This window comes from Exiguobacterium sp. UBA1053 (genome assembly GCF_002316465.1).
Classification (GTDB): domain Bacteria; phylum Bacillota; class Bacilli; order Exiguobacteriales; family Exiguobacteriaceae; genus Exiguobacterium_A; species Exiguobacterium_A abrahamii.
In genome coordinates this window covers 291650-305692 of sequence record NZ_DCDO01000013.1, presented here as the reverse complement: position 1 = coordinate 305692, position 14043 = coordinate 291650, and the positions used below count along the sequence as shown (strand labels likewise).

Here is a 14043-nt window from a genome sequence, read left to right as displayed (position 1 = left end):
ATGGGTCATCATTCAGTACCGAATAACCCGATCACGGGTATTCCGGATCATGTTGAAAAAGCAACACTTGAGGGTAAGAATAAATATGTAGCCTTCTGGTTCTTCCTTGGAGGAGAGACGACTTTGTTCGCCTCTCTCTTCGGAACATACATCGGACTTCATAACTCCGGTGCAAAAGAAGGTCTACGCAGTTATGACATCTTCGAAATGGGTCTCGTCTTCATCATGACGATGCTTCTCTTGACGAGTTCATTAACAAGCGTTCTTGCCATGATGGCAATGAAACGTAATGATGTGAAAAAGATGAAGCTTTGGCTCATCATCACATTACTTCTCGGTCTTGGATTCTTAAGTGGTGAGATTTATGAGTTCAATCACTACTACCACATTGGTCACACGTTCACATCGAGTGCATTTGGTTCTGCCTTCTATACACTCGTCGGATTCCACGGTGCGCACGTCTTGTTCGGTCTTCTCTGGATCTCGACGCTTCTCATCCGGAACTGGAACCGTGGCATCACGGTCGTGAACGCGCCGAAGTACTATGTTTCAAGTCTTTACTGGCACTTCATTGACGTCGTCTGGGTCTTTATCTTCTCAGTCGTCTACCTCATGGGGATGGTGAAATAAGATGGAAAAACACGAACCACAACTTACGCGTAATCAAATCGAACTCGAGATGAAAGCGGAACGTAGTCGCGAGACACAACTGCAACTCATCAGTTTCGCGCTCATGATCGTCTTGACACTCATCGCGTTCGGTGCTGTCATGGCTGAGCTCATGCCGCACTGGGCAGCTGGTGGTTTCTTGATCATCATGGCCATCGTTCAAGTTTATCTTCAACTTTATATGTTCATGCACATGAACAATAAAGGCAACACATGGATCAAAGTCATGATGGGTCTCGGTGTATTCGTCGCCTTGACGATTGTTGCGACGCTTCGTCTATTGATCTGGTAAGAAATGTGACCATTCTGCTAACGTTTAGCAGGATGGTCTTTTATTTTGGAATCGTTTTATGAGAAACCTTTACAATGAAATAGGGGAACGGTAATCTTAGTTTGTAAGAGAAAGGAACGGGGTGAAAAAATATGTTAGGCAATTTAAGAGGAGCACTTTCGCAATTCGAATGGACTGTCTTATGGAGTCCGTATTATGCGTTGATACTCGTTGGATTGTATATCCTATATGCTGTCGTGACAGAAAAGTTGCGTCGTCCGGATGAGCCGGAAACAACGCTTGGGCAAAAGTTTTCGATGCTCGCAGCATTGATCGTTTTTTATATCGGTTTTGGAAGTCCGTTAGACCTGCTAGCACATATCACGTTCTCAGCACACATGCTGCAGATGGTATTCGTCTATATGGTCGCACCGCCGCTCTTGTTGATTGCGATACCAGAGTGGCTTTATAAGCGCTTGTTCGATACACCGTATCTTGGGAGGATTCTTCGCTTCTTCATCAAGCCGCTGATTGCACTTGTCGTCTTTAATGCCTTGTTTACGTTCTATCACATGCCATTTATTTTTGATTATGTCTTGACGAACTATACCGTTCACCGTCTGTTCCACGGAACATTGATTTTCTTGAGTATGACGATGTGGTATCCGATCATTGCACCGGTCAATGAGGCGGACAGTCTTTCTGACCTGAAGAAGATGGTCTATATCGTGGCAAATGGTGTGTTGTTGACACCAGCCTGTGCCTTCATGATCTTCAGTCAAAGTTTTCAGTATCAAGCGTATCAGGATCCGGCGACGTTCGCGAAAGTACTCGCTTACTGTATGCCGAACAATGATTTAAGCGGATTGAACCTGGAACGATTGCTCGGAACGACAGATGACTTATTAGAGGACCAACGCTTTGGTGGTGTCCTCATGAAGCTCGGTCAAGAACTCGTGTATGGTCTATTCTTCGGACTGACCTTCTTTACATGGGTGCGCCGTTCAAAAAGTACTGCCGTGGATGAAGGCATGTCCTTCACACCAAAAGCGGATTAAATTGGAGGAAGTTGGAACATGAGTTATTTGCCGTTGATTTGTGTGTCGCTGATTGTCATCAGTGCGATTTTCGTAGCGATTGGCTGGTTTTTGATCGCCCAAACGCGTCGTAACATGAAAGCTCACCAAACCGTGATGACGATTGCAGCTGCACTCGCTTTATTATTCTTCATCATGTATGCCTTGCGGACGATTCTGCTCGGTAACACAGCCTTTGGCGGTCCAGAGTCCGTCAAAGCCTACTACACAGGATTCTTGATCTTCCACATCCTTCTTGCGACATCTGGTGGGGTGCTCGGTTTGATGGCACTCTATCACGCGTATAAGAAGAACTTTGCACGTCACCGTAAAATCGGACCGGTTGCCTCAATCGTTTGGTTTTTGACAGCCATTACCGGTGTGATCGTGTATTGCTTACTATATGTCGTCTACGATCCGGGTGAGACGACGAACGTATTCCGGGCGATCTGGAGTCATTAAGGGGGAGCCAACTTGAAAAAGAATAGTTACTTGACGGTCGCTGCCGTCGTCCTTATCTTAGTTGCGGCAGCCGGGGGATATTATTATTTCTTCATGAAAGAAAAGTTACCTGTCATCGCTGAACCGACACCATTTGAATTAACGAATGCCGTAGATGGAAAATCATTCAATTCGGAAGACGGAAAAGTCAAAGTGTTGACGTTCTTCTACTCGAACTGTCCTGATATTTGTCCGTTGACGTTAAATGATTACCGTAAGCTTGAGAAAAAGCTTCGGAGCGAAGAATTGTACGGAAGTGACGTCGAACTCGTCGCAGTGACGGTTGATCCAAAAGTGGATACACCGAAAGTCTTGAAAAAGTATGCTTCGAACTTTGAAGCAGATGCCAAAGGATGGAGAGTATTGACGGGAGATCCAGTCGTCATCGATCGTTTGACACGTCAGTTGAATTTCTATTACTCGAAGGCTGAGAGCGGCTTAGTGACACACGGAACACAAATGTTCATTTTGGACCGTGAGAATAAAGTACGGGCGATTTCGTCTATGGCGAAGACGCCGGATGAACCGGTCGACTTAGAAGAGGTCATGTCTTCGGTCACACAATTAGCAAAGGAGTGAAGGTAGATGACTTATGAAGAGTACATGCAAGGAGATGTTACCGTCTCTATTCAAGCCATCGAGGAATTACTTGCTTGTGCGATCGAGGATTATGGAATCCATCACTCCCGGATCAAACGGATGGACCGGGAAGAGATTGCATTTAGCGTAAAGGTCAATGCACCGGCAACGTCACTTCACGCACTTTATCTTCATGTACGCGAGCAGCTTGGGATTCAGCTCGGAGACGATGTCGTATCTTATGTACAATTCGTCGCGCGTTAAAAGCTATTTCGTGTGTATTAAAGAATAACAATCAGGTGGACAGAACAGCTAATGACTTCGTAGATGATGCGAGGTCGTTAGCTTTTTTGTTTGGAATGAAAAACAAAAAATAGAGGCTCCTTAATTGGAACCTCTACGTGTGGATCTTATTTTTCGAGTGTTTCGAGCAATGCTGCTAAACGACGTTCGCAGTCTTTGACGATTTCCGGAGGGAACGTCTCATCATACTCGACACCGTGTGGATAGTAGTGTTTACCGAGAAGTGGTGTCATCATACGAACGACAGCATGGCGGTCTTCAATCTCACCTTGGATCGCATAGACAGGAACACGCAGGTAGAATACTTCACCTGTTGATTGTTTTTCATACTTCATGTCGTACATCGCGCGTTCGTAATCCCATTGTCCTTCACGAACGAAGCGGTGATGTTCCATGATTGTTTCGAGAAGACCGAACTTCAGTTCCTTGCCTTCAATACCATATTGTTCAAACTTCATGTTTGAATCCCCCTATACCCCAGTTTGCTAGTAGATACTAGTCTTTCCAAACTATCATACCATAATGAATGAAACGATGACGTAAAAGATGTGAAGTCATTTTGAAGAATTCATGAACTTCCATATTTTCGTTCGACATATTCAAGAATCGTATCCGGTGCGTGGATACCAAGGTGATTCAGTCCTTCTCCACCGAAGAAGACATTGAACTCAAGAACGTACCACTGTCCGTCACGGATGATGAGATCAAAACCGGCGTGATCGATATCGAGCTGTTTCGCAAGAGCGAGTACGAAGTCGATTGCCCCTTGTGGCACATCATTAAAATCAAGGACACCACCTTGAGCGACGTTATTTAAGAACTGAGCACCACCGACGCGCCAGTACGCAGCAAGGACTTGATCACCGACGACGACGACACGTAAGTCCTTCTCATTCGGAATGTACTCTTGAATGTAGAACGTCTCGTGTGTATCCGTGTATTTCTTCCAGTCTGTTTCATTTTTGATGAGATGGACACCTTGTCCCATGGAGCTACGGACTGTCTTCGCAACGAACGGAAACGAGAATTCACGTAAGACACGTTCGACGGTGAATTCATTTTTTCCATAGATGCCGGTCCGAGGGATGTTATCCGGAATGACGGTTTGAAAAATCCGCGTCATCTCGATCTTGTCATGACCTAAGTGGAACGTAGCAGCCGACGGGAAAATCGGTTTTTTCATTCCGTAGATGATTGAGTGGATTTGCCAGTATTCCGGGAACAGGACGACATCCGCCTGTTCGATTTTTTTTAAGGAATCAAAGTGATAATCTGATTTGGCATGTTCCGTCTTGATTCCAATCGTCCGGAACATATTAAAAGAGAGCAGTTGCATAAAGTTCATTCCTTCCTTCTGAACAAATTATACACAATTCAACAGGCTAGGAGGGAGAGAAATGTTATGATAAGATGGTAAAGTTAAGGAGGAGATTCGTTGTGATATATACCGATAAGACGATTGACCTCATCAACGCAGCGGAAGACCTCATTCGATCTCTCGCTCAAAGTGAAACGGGGCAAGCATATAGATGTGCGAAACAAGCACAGCAAGAGTCAGTAGAGGCACAGGCTGTCATTCGCGATTTTCATCAAGTCAAGGAGGACTACGAACTCGTACAGCGATTCGGACGGTATCATCCTGACTATCAGACGATCACGAAAAAGGTCCATGAAGTCAAACGGCGACTTGATTTACAAGAGGAAGTCGCGCAGTTTAAAAAGGCGGAAAAACAACTCGAGACGTTACTCGGACAAATCAGTCTGAAGCTCGCTGGGGAAGTATCACCGCAAATTAAAGTACCGACGGGAAATCCTTTCTTCGATCAAGGATGCGCTGGAGGTTGTTCGACCGGTGGCAGCTGTAGCTGTAGCGGATAACGAAGGTGAAGGGGGTAGGCTGGCGTGATCAAGGAACGAGTGGGACTCATCGTCTATGTCAATGCGATGAAAGCATCCCGTCAATTACGCCGTTACGGGAACGTCTACTTTACGTCTAAACGTGAACGATACGTTCATCTGTATGTCGATTTAGATCAGCATGAACAGGTGATGGAAGTCATTTCGACTCTCCCGTTCGTCGAATCGATCAAACGTTCAGAACGACCGTTCATCACGGAGACGTTCGCGAACAAAAAAGGTAAAATGCCAGAAGAAGCATAATCCATGGAGCGATGAGGACATCCTCGTCGCTTCTTTGTTGAAAGGAATGAAGGAAATGCGAGTCATTTCAGGGGAACGGAAAGGTACACGATTAAAAGCAGTACCAGGGGATCAAACACGACCGACGACGGATAAGGTAAAAGAATCCTTATTCAACGTCATCGGTCCTTATTTCAACGGAGGACGAGCACTGGATCTGTTTGCGGGGAGCGGTGGTCTTGGGATTGAATCTCTTTCAAGAGGATGCGATGAAGCAGTGTTCGTCGACCAACACCATAAAGCGGTCCAAACGATCCAAGATAACTTACGAACGACGCACTATACGGACCAAGCACGTGTTTTGAAAAAAGATGTAGCGATCGCTTTAGCGGAACTAGCATCTGAAGAGCCGTTTAAGTTGATTTATTTAGACCCTCCCTATGCAAAAGAGCGATTGACGGAACATGTCACGTACATAGAGCAACACGACATGTTGACGGACAATGGTGTCATCGTCTGTGAACATGACTCAGCGGTTGAATTGCCGGACCAGATCGGACGACTAGAAGTCGTGCGTCGACTTCGTTATTCCGCTGTCATCTCGATCACGTTGTACGAATTCATGGAAGCGGAGGAAGACCACGAATGAAACGAATCGCCATTTGCCCAGGTAGCTTTGATCCGATCACGAACGGACATTTAGACATCATCGAGCGTGCTGTTCCGATTTTTGACGAGATCATCGTTGCCGTACTGAATAATTCTTCGAAGCAACCACTATTTTCTGTCCAGGAACGGATGGAGTTAATTGCCGATGTGACATCGCACCTACCTCAAATCAAGGTGGATTCCTTTAATGGTCTACTTGTCGATTATGCGGCGGAAGTCGGAGCAACCGCGATCGTACGCGGTTTACGAGCAGTTTCGGATTTTGAATACGAAATGCAAGTCGCTTCTATCAACAAGAAGATGAACGATCAAATCGAGACACTATTCATGATGACGAATAATCAGTATTCCTTCTTGAGCTCTTCGATCGTCAAGGAAGCTGCCAAATATGGTGCTTCCGTTGCCGATCTCGTACCGCCTTCCGTCGAAGAGGCGCTACGTCAGAAATATGCGAAAGGAGAACTGTGATGAAAGCTTGGAAACCTGCCTTAGCAGCGATCATCGCTGCCTTGATCGTATTTTTCTTACCACTTCCTTATTTCATCTCCTATCCGGGTGACGCGACGTCGACGGAAGATTTGATCGAAGTATCTGGAGGTGACAAGGAACCGGGAGATTTGATGATGCTGACGATCGCACAACGTCGGGCAACGCCTTACTTTCTTATTGAAAGCTTATTTCTACCGTTCTCCGAAACATCGAGTGTAAGTGATTATCTGTACGACGGCGAGTCGGACGCGCAGTATGAAACGCGTCAGAAGCTGTATATGGAAGAAGCACAACATAACGCAACAATCGAAGCGTATGAATTAGCGGATCAAAAGGTCGATGTCGATTTCGAAGGGGTCTACGTCTCCGGCGTCATTCCCGGTGGTCCAGCCGAAGGGAAACTGAAGGCAGGGGATCGGATTACAAGTGTTGACGGAAAACCGATTACGTCATTTGAAGGTTTCATGAAGACGATTCAAGCAAAAAAAGCCAAAACAGCTGTTCCGATTCAGTTCACGCGTAAATCGGAAGACAAGAAGACGACGATTCGAGTGGATCAGTTATCTAAAGAGGTCAAGCGAGTTGGGCTCGGCATTTACGAACCGCTCCCGATCTCGAACGTGAAGACGGATCCTGAGATCGAGTTTCAGGTCGAAGACGTCGGGGGACCTTCTGCAGGAATGATGTTCACCCTTGAAATCTATGATCAATTGACGCCGGGAGATTTGGCGAAAGGGCATAAAATCGCCGGCACGGGAACCATTGAAGAAGGTGGCAAGGTGGGACCAATCGGTGGAGCGTGGCAAAAGGTGGTCGCTGCAGACGAGGCAGAAGCAGAAATCATGTTCGTACCAGCAGGAGAGAACTACAAAGAAGCAAAACCATCCATCAAAAAACTCGGAACGAACATGAAGCTCGTTCCGATCAAGACAGTCAAAGATGCGATTGATTATTTAGATGAACTTCCAGCAAAATAAGGAAAGCGACGGTGTTCAAGCAACGCATCGTAGCGAGCCAAGGGCAGTGCATATGCAGCTGTCACTTGGCTTTCTTTCGTTAGCCAAGGATGACTCGTGAAGGTGCTGAATACGGCAGTCCGCGTTTTGATGGTTTTGAGTGCCTGTCGTCCTCGTTCTGAAAAGGCGAGGGGACGAACGAAATCAACATGGTCGTAATCGATCCGTGCGACCTCCTCTGCCGTCGTTGAGGTCAATAGATAGATCAAGGCACGCTGCAGGCTCGTCCGCGTATAACGGCGTGTTTTGACGTAATTCAGAAAGGTGTCGAACGTCGTTGCTTGTTTCGCCCCTTCCATGAGTCGTGGTGCTAACGAAGCGTCGATCCCAGCGATTCGTATCAACTCGGGTACTGGAGTCGTCAGTAGACGTTGTCGAATCCACGGATAATAGTGCGAGAAGTTGGCGAAAGAGGCGTTTGCTAAGACGTTTTCGGTCTGTTCAGGAAGTGCGAGCAGCTGACCGTGCGTCTGATGATGGGCGCGTATCGCGGTGGCGCTCATGATGTCCCCGGTTGATAAGTCGTGGTAGCCACTTCCAATCCGTTTCGTCGTGTGGAGCGATAGTGTATTTGCGGCGCGAGCGTAATAATAGCCAAGCGTATTGTTCGGTTGTGTCAAATCAAGCGTCTGTGAGACGCTCCTGAATGCTTGACTGGCGGCGTGAGCAGAAGAGAGGCCCGCTGATAATCCATCGTGTAACGCTTGCTTGTATGCAGGTGTCTCTTCGATCTGTTCCGCTGCTGCATGGAGAAAAGGTTCGATATCTCCGCACTCGCTTCCAAACGAAAGCGACTGACAGCCGATTGTCTCGGCAATCGTTACACCACCGAGTGCAAAACGATCAGCACGCTGGACAGCAAAATAGAAAGGAAGTTCAAGAACGAGATCGATGGCACCGCTCGCGACCGCTGCCTGAGCACGTGTCCATTTATCCGTAAAGGCGGGTTCACCACGCTGCATGAACGTCCCGCTCATGATGGCGACGATGACGTCGGCATCCGTTTCCCGTCGTGCTGTCGTCGCTTGATAATAGTGTCCGTTATGAAACGGATTGTACTCTGAAATGATAGCTGTCATCCTCATGAAAACTTTCTCCTTTGCAAACCGAATTAAGTGCGGTAATATGGATAAAGACGTCCAAAAGTGTTCGTTCTCTAGCGATTTCAGTGTAAAGAAAAAACATTGACAAAACAAGATGTCCTCTCTATAATTCATATTGTTGCAATTGAGGTGATTCGGATGAAATGGTCCCTGATGCAATTGAATAAATTGCGCAATCTGGGTCAACTTCAGGTTAACGAGACGATCGAGCTCAATGAGCTAGTCGCCCTCCATCCGGATATCCGGGCGGTGCAACCTGTGCACGTTCGTGCAAATGCATCGTTTACATCGAATCAATTAATATTCAATCTTCGGATTACCGGCGAAATGACGCTTCCGGATGCCCGGACGCTAAATGACGTCGCTTATCCATTCGAGATTGAATCCATCGAGCCATTCCTGCTCGAGGTCGATGCTGTTTCGAACGAAGCAGATGACATCAACGTGCCGATCGGGAATACGGTCGATCTTCGACCGCTCGTGCAAGAATTGATTTTACTTCATGTGCCAGTGCAAGTGCATGGGGATGATGAAGAGAATCAGTTGGTTGAGGGGGAAGGCTGGACGATTCTTTCTGAAGAAGATCCAGAGGAAACCGAACCAAAAATCGATCCGCGACTCGCGGGTCTCGCTCAGTTCTTTAAAAAAGATCAGGATTCCTGATTTCTGAAGTAAAGGCGAGTGTATTTTTTCAAGGAGGTGGACAACGATGGCAGTACCATTCCGCAGAACGTCGAAAACACGCAAACGTCTTCGCCGTACTCATTTCAAACTCCGTGTACCAGGTATGGTCGAGTGCCCAAACTGTGGTGAAATGAAACTTTCACACCGCGTTTGTAAAGCATGTGGCTCGTACAAAGGTAAAGAAATCGTCAGCAAATAAGCTGATTGATCGGTATAAAAGCGACCTTCGAATCGAGAAATCGGTTTTAAGGTCGCTTTTTTCATGAAAGGGGACATGAATAGATGAATGTTGGAATCATTGGCGCGGGTGCCATCGGATTGTTGCTTGCCTCTTATTTATCGGAAGAGCATGCAGTCACGCTTTATGTGCGACAAGAACAAGAAGAGGAACGACCAATCATTCGCGATGGACAAGCGAGTCGTCTCGTACGGATCCGGAAGATTGATCGGCTCGAGTCAGAAGACTTGGTGTTTGTCGCGACAAAGTCGTATGATATAAAAAGTGTGATTCCATTCCTTAAACGGCTGACGTGTCCCGTCATGTTCCTGCAAAATGGAATGGATCATTTGAAATGGAAAGAGCAATTGCCGCATGTCTTATTTGGTGTCGTCGAACATGGTGCCATGCGTACTGCACCGTTTGAAGTCCAGCATACTGGAAAAGGACGCATCCGCTACGGGAATCAAGAGGTAGCGAACTTGTCGTCAAAGCAGCTATGCTTTGAATTCGAGTCAGATATGGAAACTGTCTTATTGACGAAGCTGTTCATCAACGTCGTCATCAATCCAGTGACGGCTTATTACGGTGTTGAGAATGGATCCTTATTAGAGATGCCTTATCGAGAAGAAGCCCGTCAATTATTTGACGAAATGCGGACGATCTTCCCGCACCATGACATTACTTATTCCGAGATCGAGCGGATCATGAAGAATACGAGCAAAAACCGTTCTTCCATGTTACGAGATCTTGAGTACGGACGACGAACGGAAGTAGAGCCGATACTTGGATACGCATTACGTCAGGCGACGACTGCGACGCCACGTTTATCTTTTTATTATGAACAGATCAAACAGAGGGAGGGTACGCAGTGACAGTCTTCATCATTTTTCCTTTATTCAGCCTGATTGCGTTGTATCTCGTCTTTCTACTTCTATTTCGGAAACATGGGAAGGCCGTTCGATTTGCACTCGACTTTGGAACATTCATCGTGCTGTATGCGATTCATGTTGCATTGATTGCCTTGACCGGAACAAATTACTTAGGGTGGATCGTCATCGTCGTGTTGTTGGTGTTTGCGTTGAATGCGCTCTGGCAACGAATTCGTCAACTTGATGTTGATTTGAGACAAATGATTCGCCACAGTTGGCGGATCATCATCTTGCTGGCATTACCCGTCCATTTCATACTGTTCGTACTCGGTATTCGTCAACTGTTCATCAGCTGACCAGTTAGGTAAGAAAGAAGGGATTTTGTTTGAAGGTACAACCATTTGAAGCCTTATACGATGAAAACTCGTTGATGCATCGTGCTTCACGAGAAGAATTCTTAACATATGTCGACCACCTTGGAGAGAGTGGTTTAGCGTCGAGGAGCCGTTTGCTTGAAGAACGTCACTATCCGCATCTTGATGCACTGACAGACGAACTCGAACGTCAAAATCCGAAGATGACGGAGCGTTTGCGGGAACGTGTCGCGAAGCTTCGTACGGGTGAAGCTCAAGTTGTCATTACAGGGCAACAAACGGGTATCTTTGGTGGACCATTATATGCCATCTATAAATTGTTGACCTGTCTGAAGGTCGCGCAGCAGGCGGAGACGACACTTGGGAGACCTGTCGTTCCGATTTTTTGGCTCGCGACCGAAGATCACGATTTTGATGAGATTAACCATGTTTACGTTCCGACAGCGGATTATCAAACGCGTAAAATCGCTGTCACACCTTCAGAATCGATTGCCCGCTCGGTCAGTCGAATCTCTTTTGATCAAGCAGCACTTCTTGAAATCATCGAAGAGGCATTCCGAGCAATGCCAGAAACGGTTCATACGAAACGATTAGTTACGCGTCTGAAGCAACTCGTTGAAGAGTGTACATCGTATGGGATGTTTTTCTCGCAATTGATCGGTGAATTGATCGATTTTGATGTCGTCTTCTTTGATGCGGATACACAATCTGTCCGTGAACTCGAGATTCCGTTCTTTGAACGGTTGATTCAAGACAATGCGGAATTTAGACGAGCATTGAAGGATGGTATTTCGCAGACGCAAGAGTTACCGGATACATTCTTGAACGAGGAAGCGGCGCATCTTTTCGTCGATGATCACGGTCGTCAGTTGCTTTATCCGACAGCAGACGGATTCGAGACGAAACAAGGAAAGCAGTATACGGAGCTTGAATTGATCGCGTTGCTGTACGCCAGTCCGGAACGCTTCTCCAACAGTGTCGTCACGCGTCCATTAATGCAGGATTACCTGTTCCCGACGCTTGCCTATATCGGTGGTCCGGGAGAGTTAGCATACTGGACACGCTTACGACCGCTCTTTCATCATCTGAATTGGACGATGCCGTTATTGATTCCCCGCATGGGTGGGTTACTCGTGCGTCGTAGCGATGAAAAACGTCTTGCTAAACTCGAGGTGTCGCTCGAAGAAATCGTCCGGTCAGGCGTTCCGATTCCGGTTTATTCAGAAGAGAAGGTGACAGGACATATGCAGGCGGCAGCGATGCTAAAAGACAGTTTCGTCTCCGAATTTCTCTCGCTCGAACAGGGTTTACTGCGGACATCGAGTAAGAGTGAGAAGATCAAGAAACAGCTCGAACAAGCAATGGTTAGTTTGCTGGTAGAAGATCGACGTCAGTTTGACCGACAGACACGGCAATATAAAGAGACGGCTTACCATCTCTTTCCTGATGGAGCGCCGCAAGAGCGGATTCATTCTGTCCTCCCGTGGTTAAATCATCATGGTCTTGATTTTGTGCGGGACTTAAGAACAGCCTATGAAGCGAATACGAGTGATCAACTGAAGATTTTCCTCTAAACCTGCTGAAACTAGCAGGTTTTTTCGTTTTTTTAGCGAAAATTACACAAAAGTTAAATAAATCAAGGAAACTGTCTCATTTTCGTAACGTTTTCACGAGAGAATGTGATACATTGAAAAAGAGTAACGTCCTTCAAGGACAGTGAAAGGTGAGGCAGGACATGTTTGAGCATGAAACAGTATTGAAATGGGAGTCGATCGAAGGACTCGCGATTAAACCCGACGGTATTTACGTCGATTGTACATTAGGTGGAGCAGGACACAGCGAAGAAATCGTCAAGCAATTGACGACAGGTCATCTATACGCATTTGATCAGGATGATGTCGCTCTCGCTCATGCAGCAGAACGTCTCGCGGCGTATGAAGGTCGCTTTACTTTAATAAAGAGTAATTTTGCTTATCTGAAAGAGCAGTTGGCAGCACATGGCGTCGAGAAAGTGGACGGCATCTTATTCGATCTCGGTGTCTCTTCACCACAATTAGACGAAGGGGAACGGGGATTTAGTTATAATCACGACGCACGTCTCGACATGCGCATGGATCAATCTTCTCCACTTTCTGCTTACGAAGTCGTCAATGAGTGGTCGTACAATGATCTCGTACGTATCTTCTTTACATACGGGGAAGAGAAATTCTCGAAACAGATTGCGCGCAAAATCGAAAAAGCGCGGGAAGAGCGACCGATTGAGACGACGTTCGAACTCGTCGAATTGATCAAGGATGCGATTCCAGCACCAGCACGACGTAAAGGTGGTCACCCTGCGAAACGGACTTTCCAAGCAATCCGGATCGCCGTCAATGATGAACTGAATGTCTTTGACCGTGCGGTACACCAAGCCATTGATGTATTACGTGTCGGTGGACGTCTATGTGTCATTACGTTCCATTCACTTGAAGATCGCATGTGTAAACAAGCAATCAAAGAAAAATCATCACTACCCGAGCTTCCGCCGGGGTTACCGATGATTCCCGTCGAAATGGAGCCGGAACTCCGACTCGTCACACGTAAACCGATTACGGCTGGTGTTGAAGAGCTCGATGATAACCGTCGCGCCCGATCGGCAAAATTACGAGTTGCTGAAAAAATGAAAGAAACTTGAGAGGAGCATTCCAATGGCAGAACCACTTCGTAAATCGGTCCAAACGGTTCAACCCGTTCGTCAACAACCTGTTCAGGAACCACGAAAGACGGAAGATATCGCGCGTCGCGTCGCCGTCCGTCCGAAGTATCGCTTGTATCCATTTGAAAAATTCTTATACAGCGCGATGATTGGTGGTCTTGTGTTATTTGGGAGTTTGACGATCAGTACGCATAACGAAGCGTATAATGTGAGCCGTGATTTAGCAAAAGAGAACCAAGTCACACAATCACTCAAAAAAGAGAACGAACGTTTACAACTAGAGGTCACGAACTTAAGCTCTCCGGAACGGATTTATAAGATTGCAAAAGAACAGGGTCTTGATATGCGTAAAGGGAACATCAAGGTGATTCCTAAATGAATCCACT

21 protein-coding genes are annotated in these 14043 nt (G+C 46.5%); 18 read left to right on the top strand and 3 right to left on the bottom strand.

All coding sequences use genetic code 11. The annotated features are described in order from the left end of the window. From B3G15_RS09350 to B3G15_RS09325, 6 genes are all read left to right on the top strand, one after another. Entirely contained in the window at positions 1-630 is a 630-nt protein-coding gene (locus tag B3G15_RS09350) for a cytochrome c oxidase subunit 3 (protein ID WP_023468827.1), read from the top strand. A gap of 1 nt (position 631) precedes the next feature. Continuing rightward, entirely contained in the window at positions 632-961 is a 330-nt protein-coding gene (locus tag B3G15_RS09345) for a cytochrome C oxidase subunit IV family protein (protein ID WP_064299605.1), read from the top strand. Between the two features lie 131 nt (positions 962-1092). Then, the gene (ctaG, locus tag B3G15_RS09340) at positions 1093-1998 is read left to right on the top strand and encodes a cytochrome c oxidase assembly factor CtaG (protein ID WP_023468825.1); all 906 of its coding nucleotides are present in this window, start codon (positions 1093-1095) and stop codon (positions 1996-1998) included. A gap of 18 nt (positions 1999-2016) precedes the next feature. Beyond that, positions 2017-2478 carry a DUF420 domain-containing protein gene (locus B3G15_RS09335; RefSeq protein WP_023468824.1) on the top strand — a complete coding sequence of 154 codons (462 nt, stop codon included), beginning with the start codon at positions 2017-2019 and terminating at the stop codon, positions 2476-2478. 12 nt (positions 2479-2490) lie between these two features. Beyond that, positions 2491-3096, top strand: a complete 606-nt coding sequence (locus tag B3G15_RS09330; protein WP_023468823.1) for an SCO family protein — start codon at positions 2491-2493, stop codon at positions 3094-3096. 6 nt (positions 3097-3102) lie between these two features. Beyond that, positions 3103-3360, top strand: a complete 258-nt coding sequence (locus tag B3G15_RS09325) for a hypothetical protein (protein WP_023468822.1) — start codon at positions 3103-3105, stop codon at positions 3358-3360. 146 nt (positions 3361-3506) lie between these two features. On the opposite strand, the gene B3G15_RS09320 is transcribed toward B3G15_RS09325, so the two are convergent. Both B3G15_RS09320 and B3G15_RS09315 read right to left on the bottom strand, forming a co-directional pair. Continuing rightward, complete coding sequence (locus B3G15_RS09320) at positions 3507-3857, bottom strand: YugN family protein (RefSeq protein WP_023468821.1); 351 nt, start codon at positions 3855-3857, stop codon at positions 3507-3509. 110 nt (positions 3858-3967) lie between these two features. Beyond that, positions 3968-4735: an ATP-grasp domain-containing protein gene (locus B3G15_RS09315; RefSeq protein WP_251138265.1), complete on the bottom strand. Its 768-nt coding sequence runs from the start codon at positions 4733-4735 to the stop codon at positions 3968-3970. A gap of 101 nt (positions 4736-4836) precedes the next feature. Here B3G15_RS09315 and B3G15_RS09310 point away from each other — a divergent pair, with 101 nt between their 5' ends. The 5 genes from B3G15_RS09310 to B3G15_RS09290 are packed head-to-tail and all read left to right on the top strand — an operon-like array spanning position 4837 to position 7673. After that, positions 4837-5277, top strand: a complete 441-nt coding sequence (locus B3G15_RS09310) for a YlbF family regulator (protein WP_029342155.1) — start codon at positions 4837-4839, stop codon at positions 5275-5277. A gap of 24 nt (positions 5278-5301) precedes the next feature. Continuing rightward, positions 5302-5559: a YlbG family protein gene (locus B3G15_RS09305; RefSeq protein ID WP_023468818.1), complete on the top strand. Its 258-nt coding sequence runs from the start codon at positions 5302-5304 to the stop codon at positions 5557-5559. 46 nt (positions 5560-5605) lie between these two features. Continuing rightward, positions 5606-6187, top strand: coding sequence for a 16S rRNA (guanine(966)-N(2))-methyltransferase RsmD (gene rsmD, locus B3G15_RS09300; RefSeq protein WP_082202518.1), 582 nt, complete (start codon positions 5606-5608; stop codon positions 6185-6187). After that, complete coding sequence (gene coaD, locus B3G15_RS09295; protein ID WP_023468816.1) at positions 6184-6675, top strand: pantetheine-phosphate adenylyltransferase; 492 nt, start codon at positions 6184-6186, stop codon at positions 6673-6675. The genes rsmD and coaD overlap by 4 nt, the downstream gene beginning before the upstream one ends. Continuing rightward, positions 6675-7673: a SepM family pheromone-processing serine protease gene (locus tag B3G15_RS09290; RefSeq protein WP_290720251.1), complete on the top strand. Its 999-nt coding sequence runs from the start codon at positions 6675-6677 to the stop codon at positions 7671-7673. The genes coaD and B3G15_RS09290 overlap by 1 nt, the downstream gene beginning before the upstream one ends. On the opposite strand, the gene B3G15_RS09285 is transcribed toward B3G15_RS09290, so the two are convergent. Then, positions 7646-8797: a tRNA(Met) cytidine acetate ligase gene (locus tag B3G15_RS09285; RefSeq protein ID WP_058264781.1), complete on the bottom strand. Its 1152-nt coding sequence runs from the start codon at positions 8795-8797 to the stop codon at positions 7646-7648. The genes B3G15_RS09290 and B3G15_RS09285 overlap by 28 nt on opposite strands. A gap of 156 nt (positions 8798-8953) precedes the next feature. Between B3G15_RS09285 and B3G15_RS09280 the strand changes: the two genes are divergently transcribed. From B3G15_RS09280 to ftsL, 7 genes are all read left to right on the top strand, one after another. Then, positions 8954-9478: a YceD family protein gene (locus B3G15_RS09280; RefSeq protein ID WP_023468813.1), complete on the top strand. Its 525-nt coding sequence runs from the start codon at positions 8954-8956 to the stop codon at positions 9476-9478. Positions 9479-9524: 46 nt separating this feature from the next. Then, a complete protein-coding gene (gene rpmF, locus B3G15_RS09275; RefSeq protein WP_012370841.1) occupies positions 9525-9698 on the top strand; it encodes a 50S ribosomal protein L32 in 174 nt (57 codons plus the stop codon). A gap of 83 nt (positions 9699-9781) precedes the next feature. Continuing rightward, positions 9782-10591, top strand: a complete 810-nt coding sequence (locus B3G15_RS09270) for a ketopantoate reductase family protein (protein ID WP_290720240.1) — start codon at positions 9782-9784, stop codon at positions 10589-10591. Then, positions 10588-10944 carry a DUF3397 domain-containing protein gene (locus B3G15_RS09265; protein WP_023468811.1) on the top strand — a complete coding sequence of 119 codons (357 nt, stop codon included), beginning with the start codon at positions 10588-10590 and terminating at the stop codon, positions 10942-10944. The genes B3G15_RS09270 and B3G15_RS09265 overlap by 4 nt, the downstream gene beginning before the upstream one ends. Before the next feature lie 29 nt (positions 10945-10973). Then, a complete protein-coding gene (gene bshC, locus B3G15_RS09260) occupies positions 10974-12536 on the top strand; it encodes a bacillithiol biosynthesis cysteine-adding enzyme BshC (protein ID WP_290720236.1) in 1563 nt (520 codons plus the stop codon). Positions 12537-12697: 161 nt separating this feature from the next. Further along, the gene (gene rsmH / locus B3G15_RS09255; RefSeq protein WP_214859722.1) at positions 12698-13636 is read left to right on the top strand and encodes a 16S rRNA (cytosine(1402)-N(4))-methyltransferase RsmH; all 939 of its coding nucleotides are present in this window, start codon (positions 12698-12700) and stop codon (positions 13634-13636) included. Positions 13637-13649: 13 nt separating this feature from the next. Next, positions 13650-14036, top strand: a complete 387-nt coding sequence (gene ftsL / locus B3G15_RS09250) for a cell division protein FtsL (RefSeq protein ID WP_023468808.1) — start codon at positions 13650-13652, stop codon at positions 14034-14036. Positions 14037-14043 lie beyond the last annotated feature (7 nt).

Coding starts and splice junctions, on each gene's coding strand:
- B3G15_RS09350 (WP_023468827.1), top strand. CDS start 1: ATGGGTCATCATTCAGTACCGAATAACCCGATCACGGGTATTCCGGAT.
- B3G15_RS09345 (WP_064299605.1), top strand. CDS start 632: ATGGAAAAACACGAACCACAACTTACGCGTAATCAAATCGAACTCGAG.
- ctaG (WP_023468825.1), top strand. CDS start 1,093: ATGTTAGGCAATTTAAGAGGAGCACTTTCGCAATTCGAATGGACTGTC.
- B3G15_RS09335 (WP_023468824.1), top strand. CDS start 2,017: ATGAGTTATTTGCCGTTGATTTGTGTGTCGCTGATTGTCATCAGTGCG.
- B3G15_RS09325 (WP_023468822.1), top strand. CDS start 3,103: ATGACTTATGAAGAGTACATGCAAGGAGATGTTACCGTCTCTATTCAA.
- B3G15_RS09320 (WP_023468821.1), bottom strand. CDS start 3,857: ATGAAGTTTGAACAATATGGTATTGAAGGCAAGGAACTGAAGTTCGGT.
- B3G15_RS09315 (WP_251138265.1), bottom strand. CDS start 4,735: ATGCAACTGCTCTCTTTTAATATGTTCCGGACGATTGGAATCAAGACG.
- rsmD (WP_082202518.1), top strand. CDS start 5,606: ATGAAGGAAATGCGAGTCATTTCAGGGGAACGGAAAGGTACACGATTA.
- coaD (WP_023468816.1), top strand. CDS start 6,184: ATGAAACGAATCGCCATTTGCCCAGGTAGCTTTGATCCGATCACGAAC.
- B3G15_RS09290 (WP_290720251.1), top strand. CDS start 6,675: ATGAAAGCTTGGAAACCTGCCTTAGCAGCGATCATCGCTGCCTTGATC.
- B3G15_RS09285 (WP_058264781.1), bottom strand. CDS start 8,797: ATGAGGATGACAGCTATCATTTCAGAGTACAATCCGTTTCATAACGGA.
- B3G15_RS09280 (WP_023468813.1), top strand. CDS start 8,954: ATGAAATGGTCCCTGATGCAATTGAATAAATTGCGCAATCTGGGTCAA.
- rpmF (WP_012370841.1), top strand. CDS start 9,525: ATGGCAGTACCATTCCGCAGAACGTCGAAAACACGCAAACGTCTTCGC.
- B3G15_RS09270 (WP_290720240.1), top strand. CDS start 9,782: ATGAATGTTGGAATCATTGGCGCGGGTGCCATCGGATTGTTGCTTGCC.
- rsmH (WP_214859722.1), top strand. CDS start 12,698: ATGTTTGAGCATGAAACAGTATTGAAATGGGAGTCGATCGAAGGACTC.
- ftsL (WP_023468808.1), top strand. CDS start 13,650: ATGGCAGAACCACTTCGTAAATCGGTCCAAACGGTTCAACCCGTTCGT.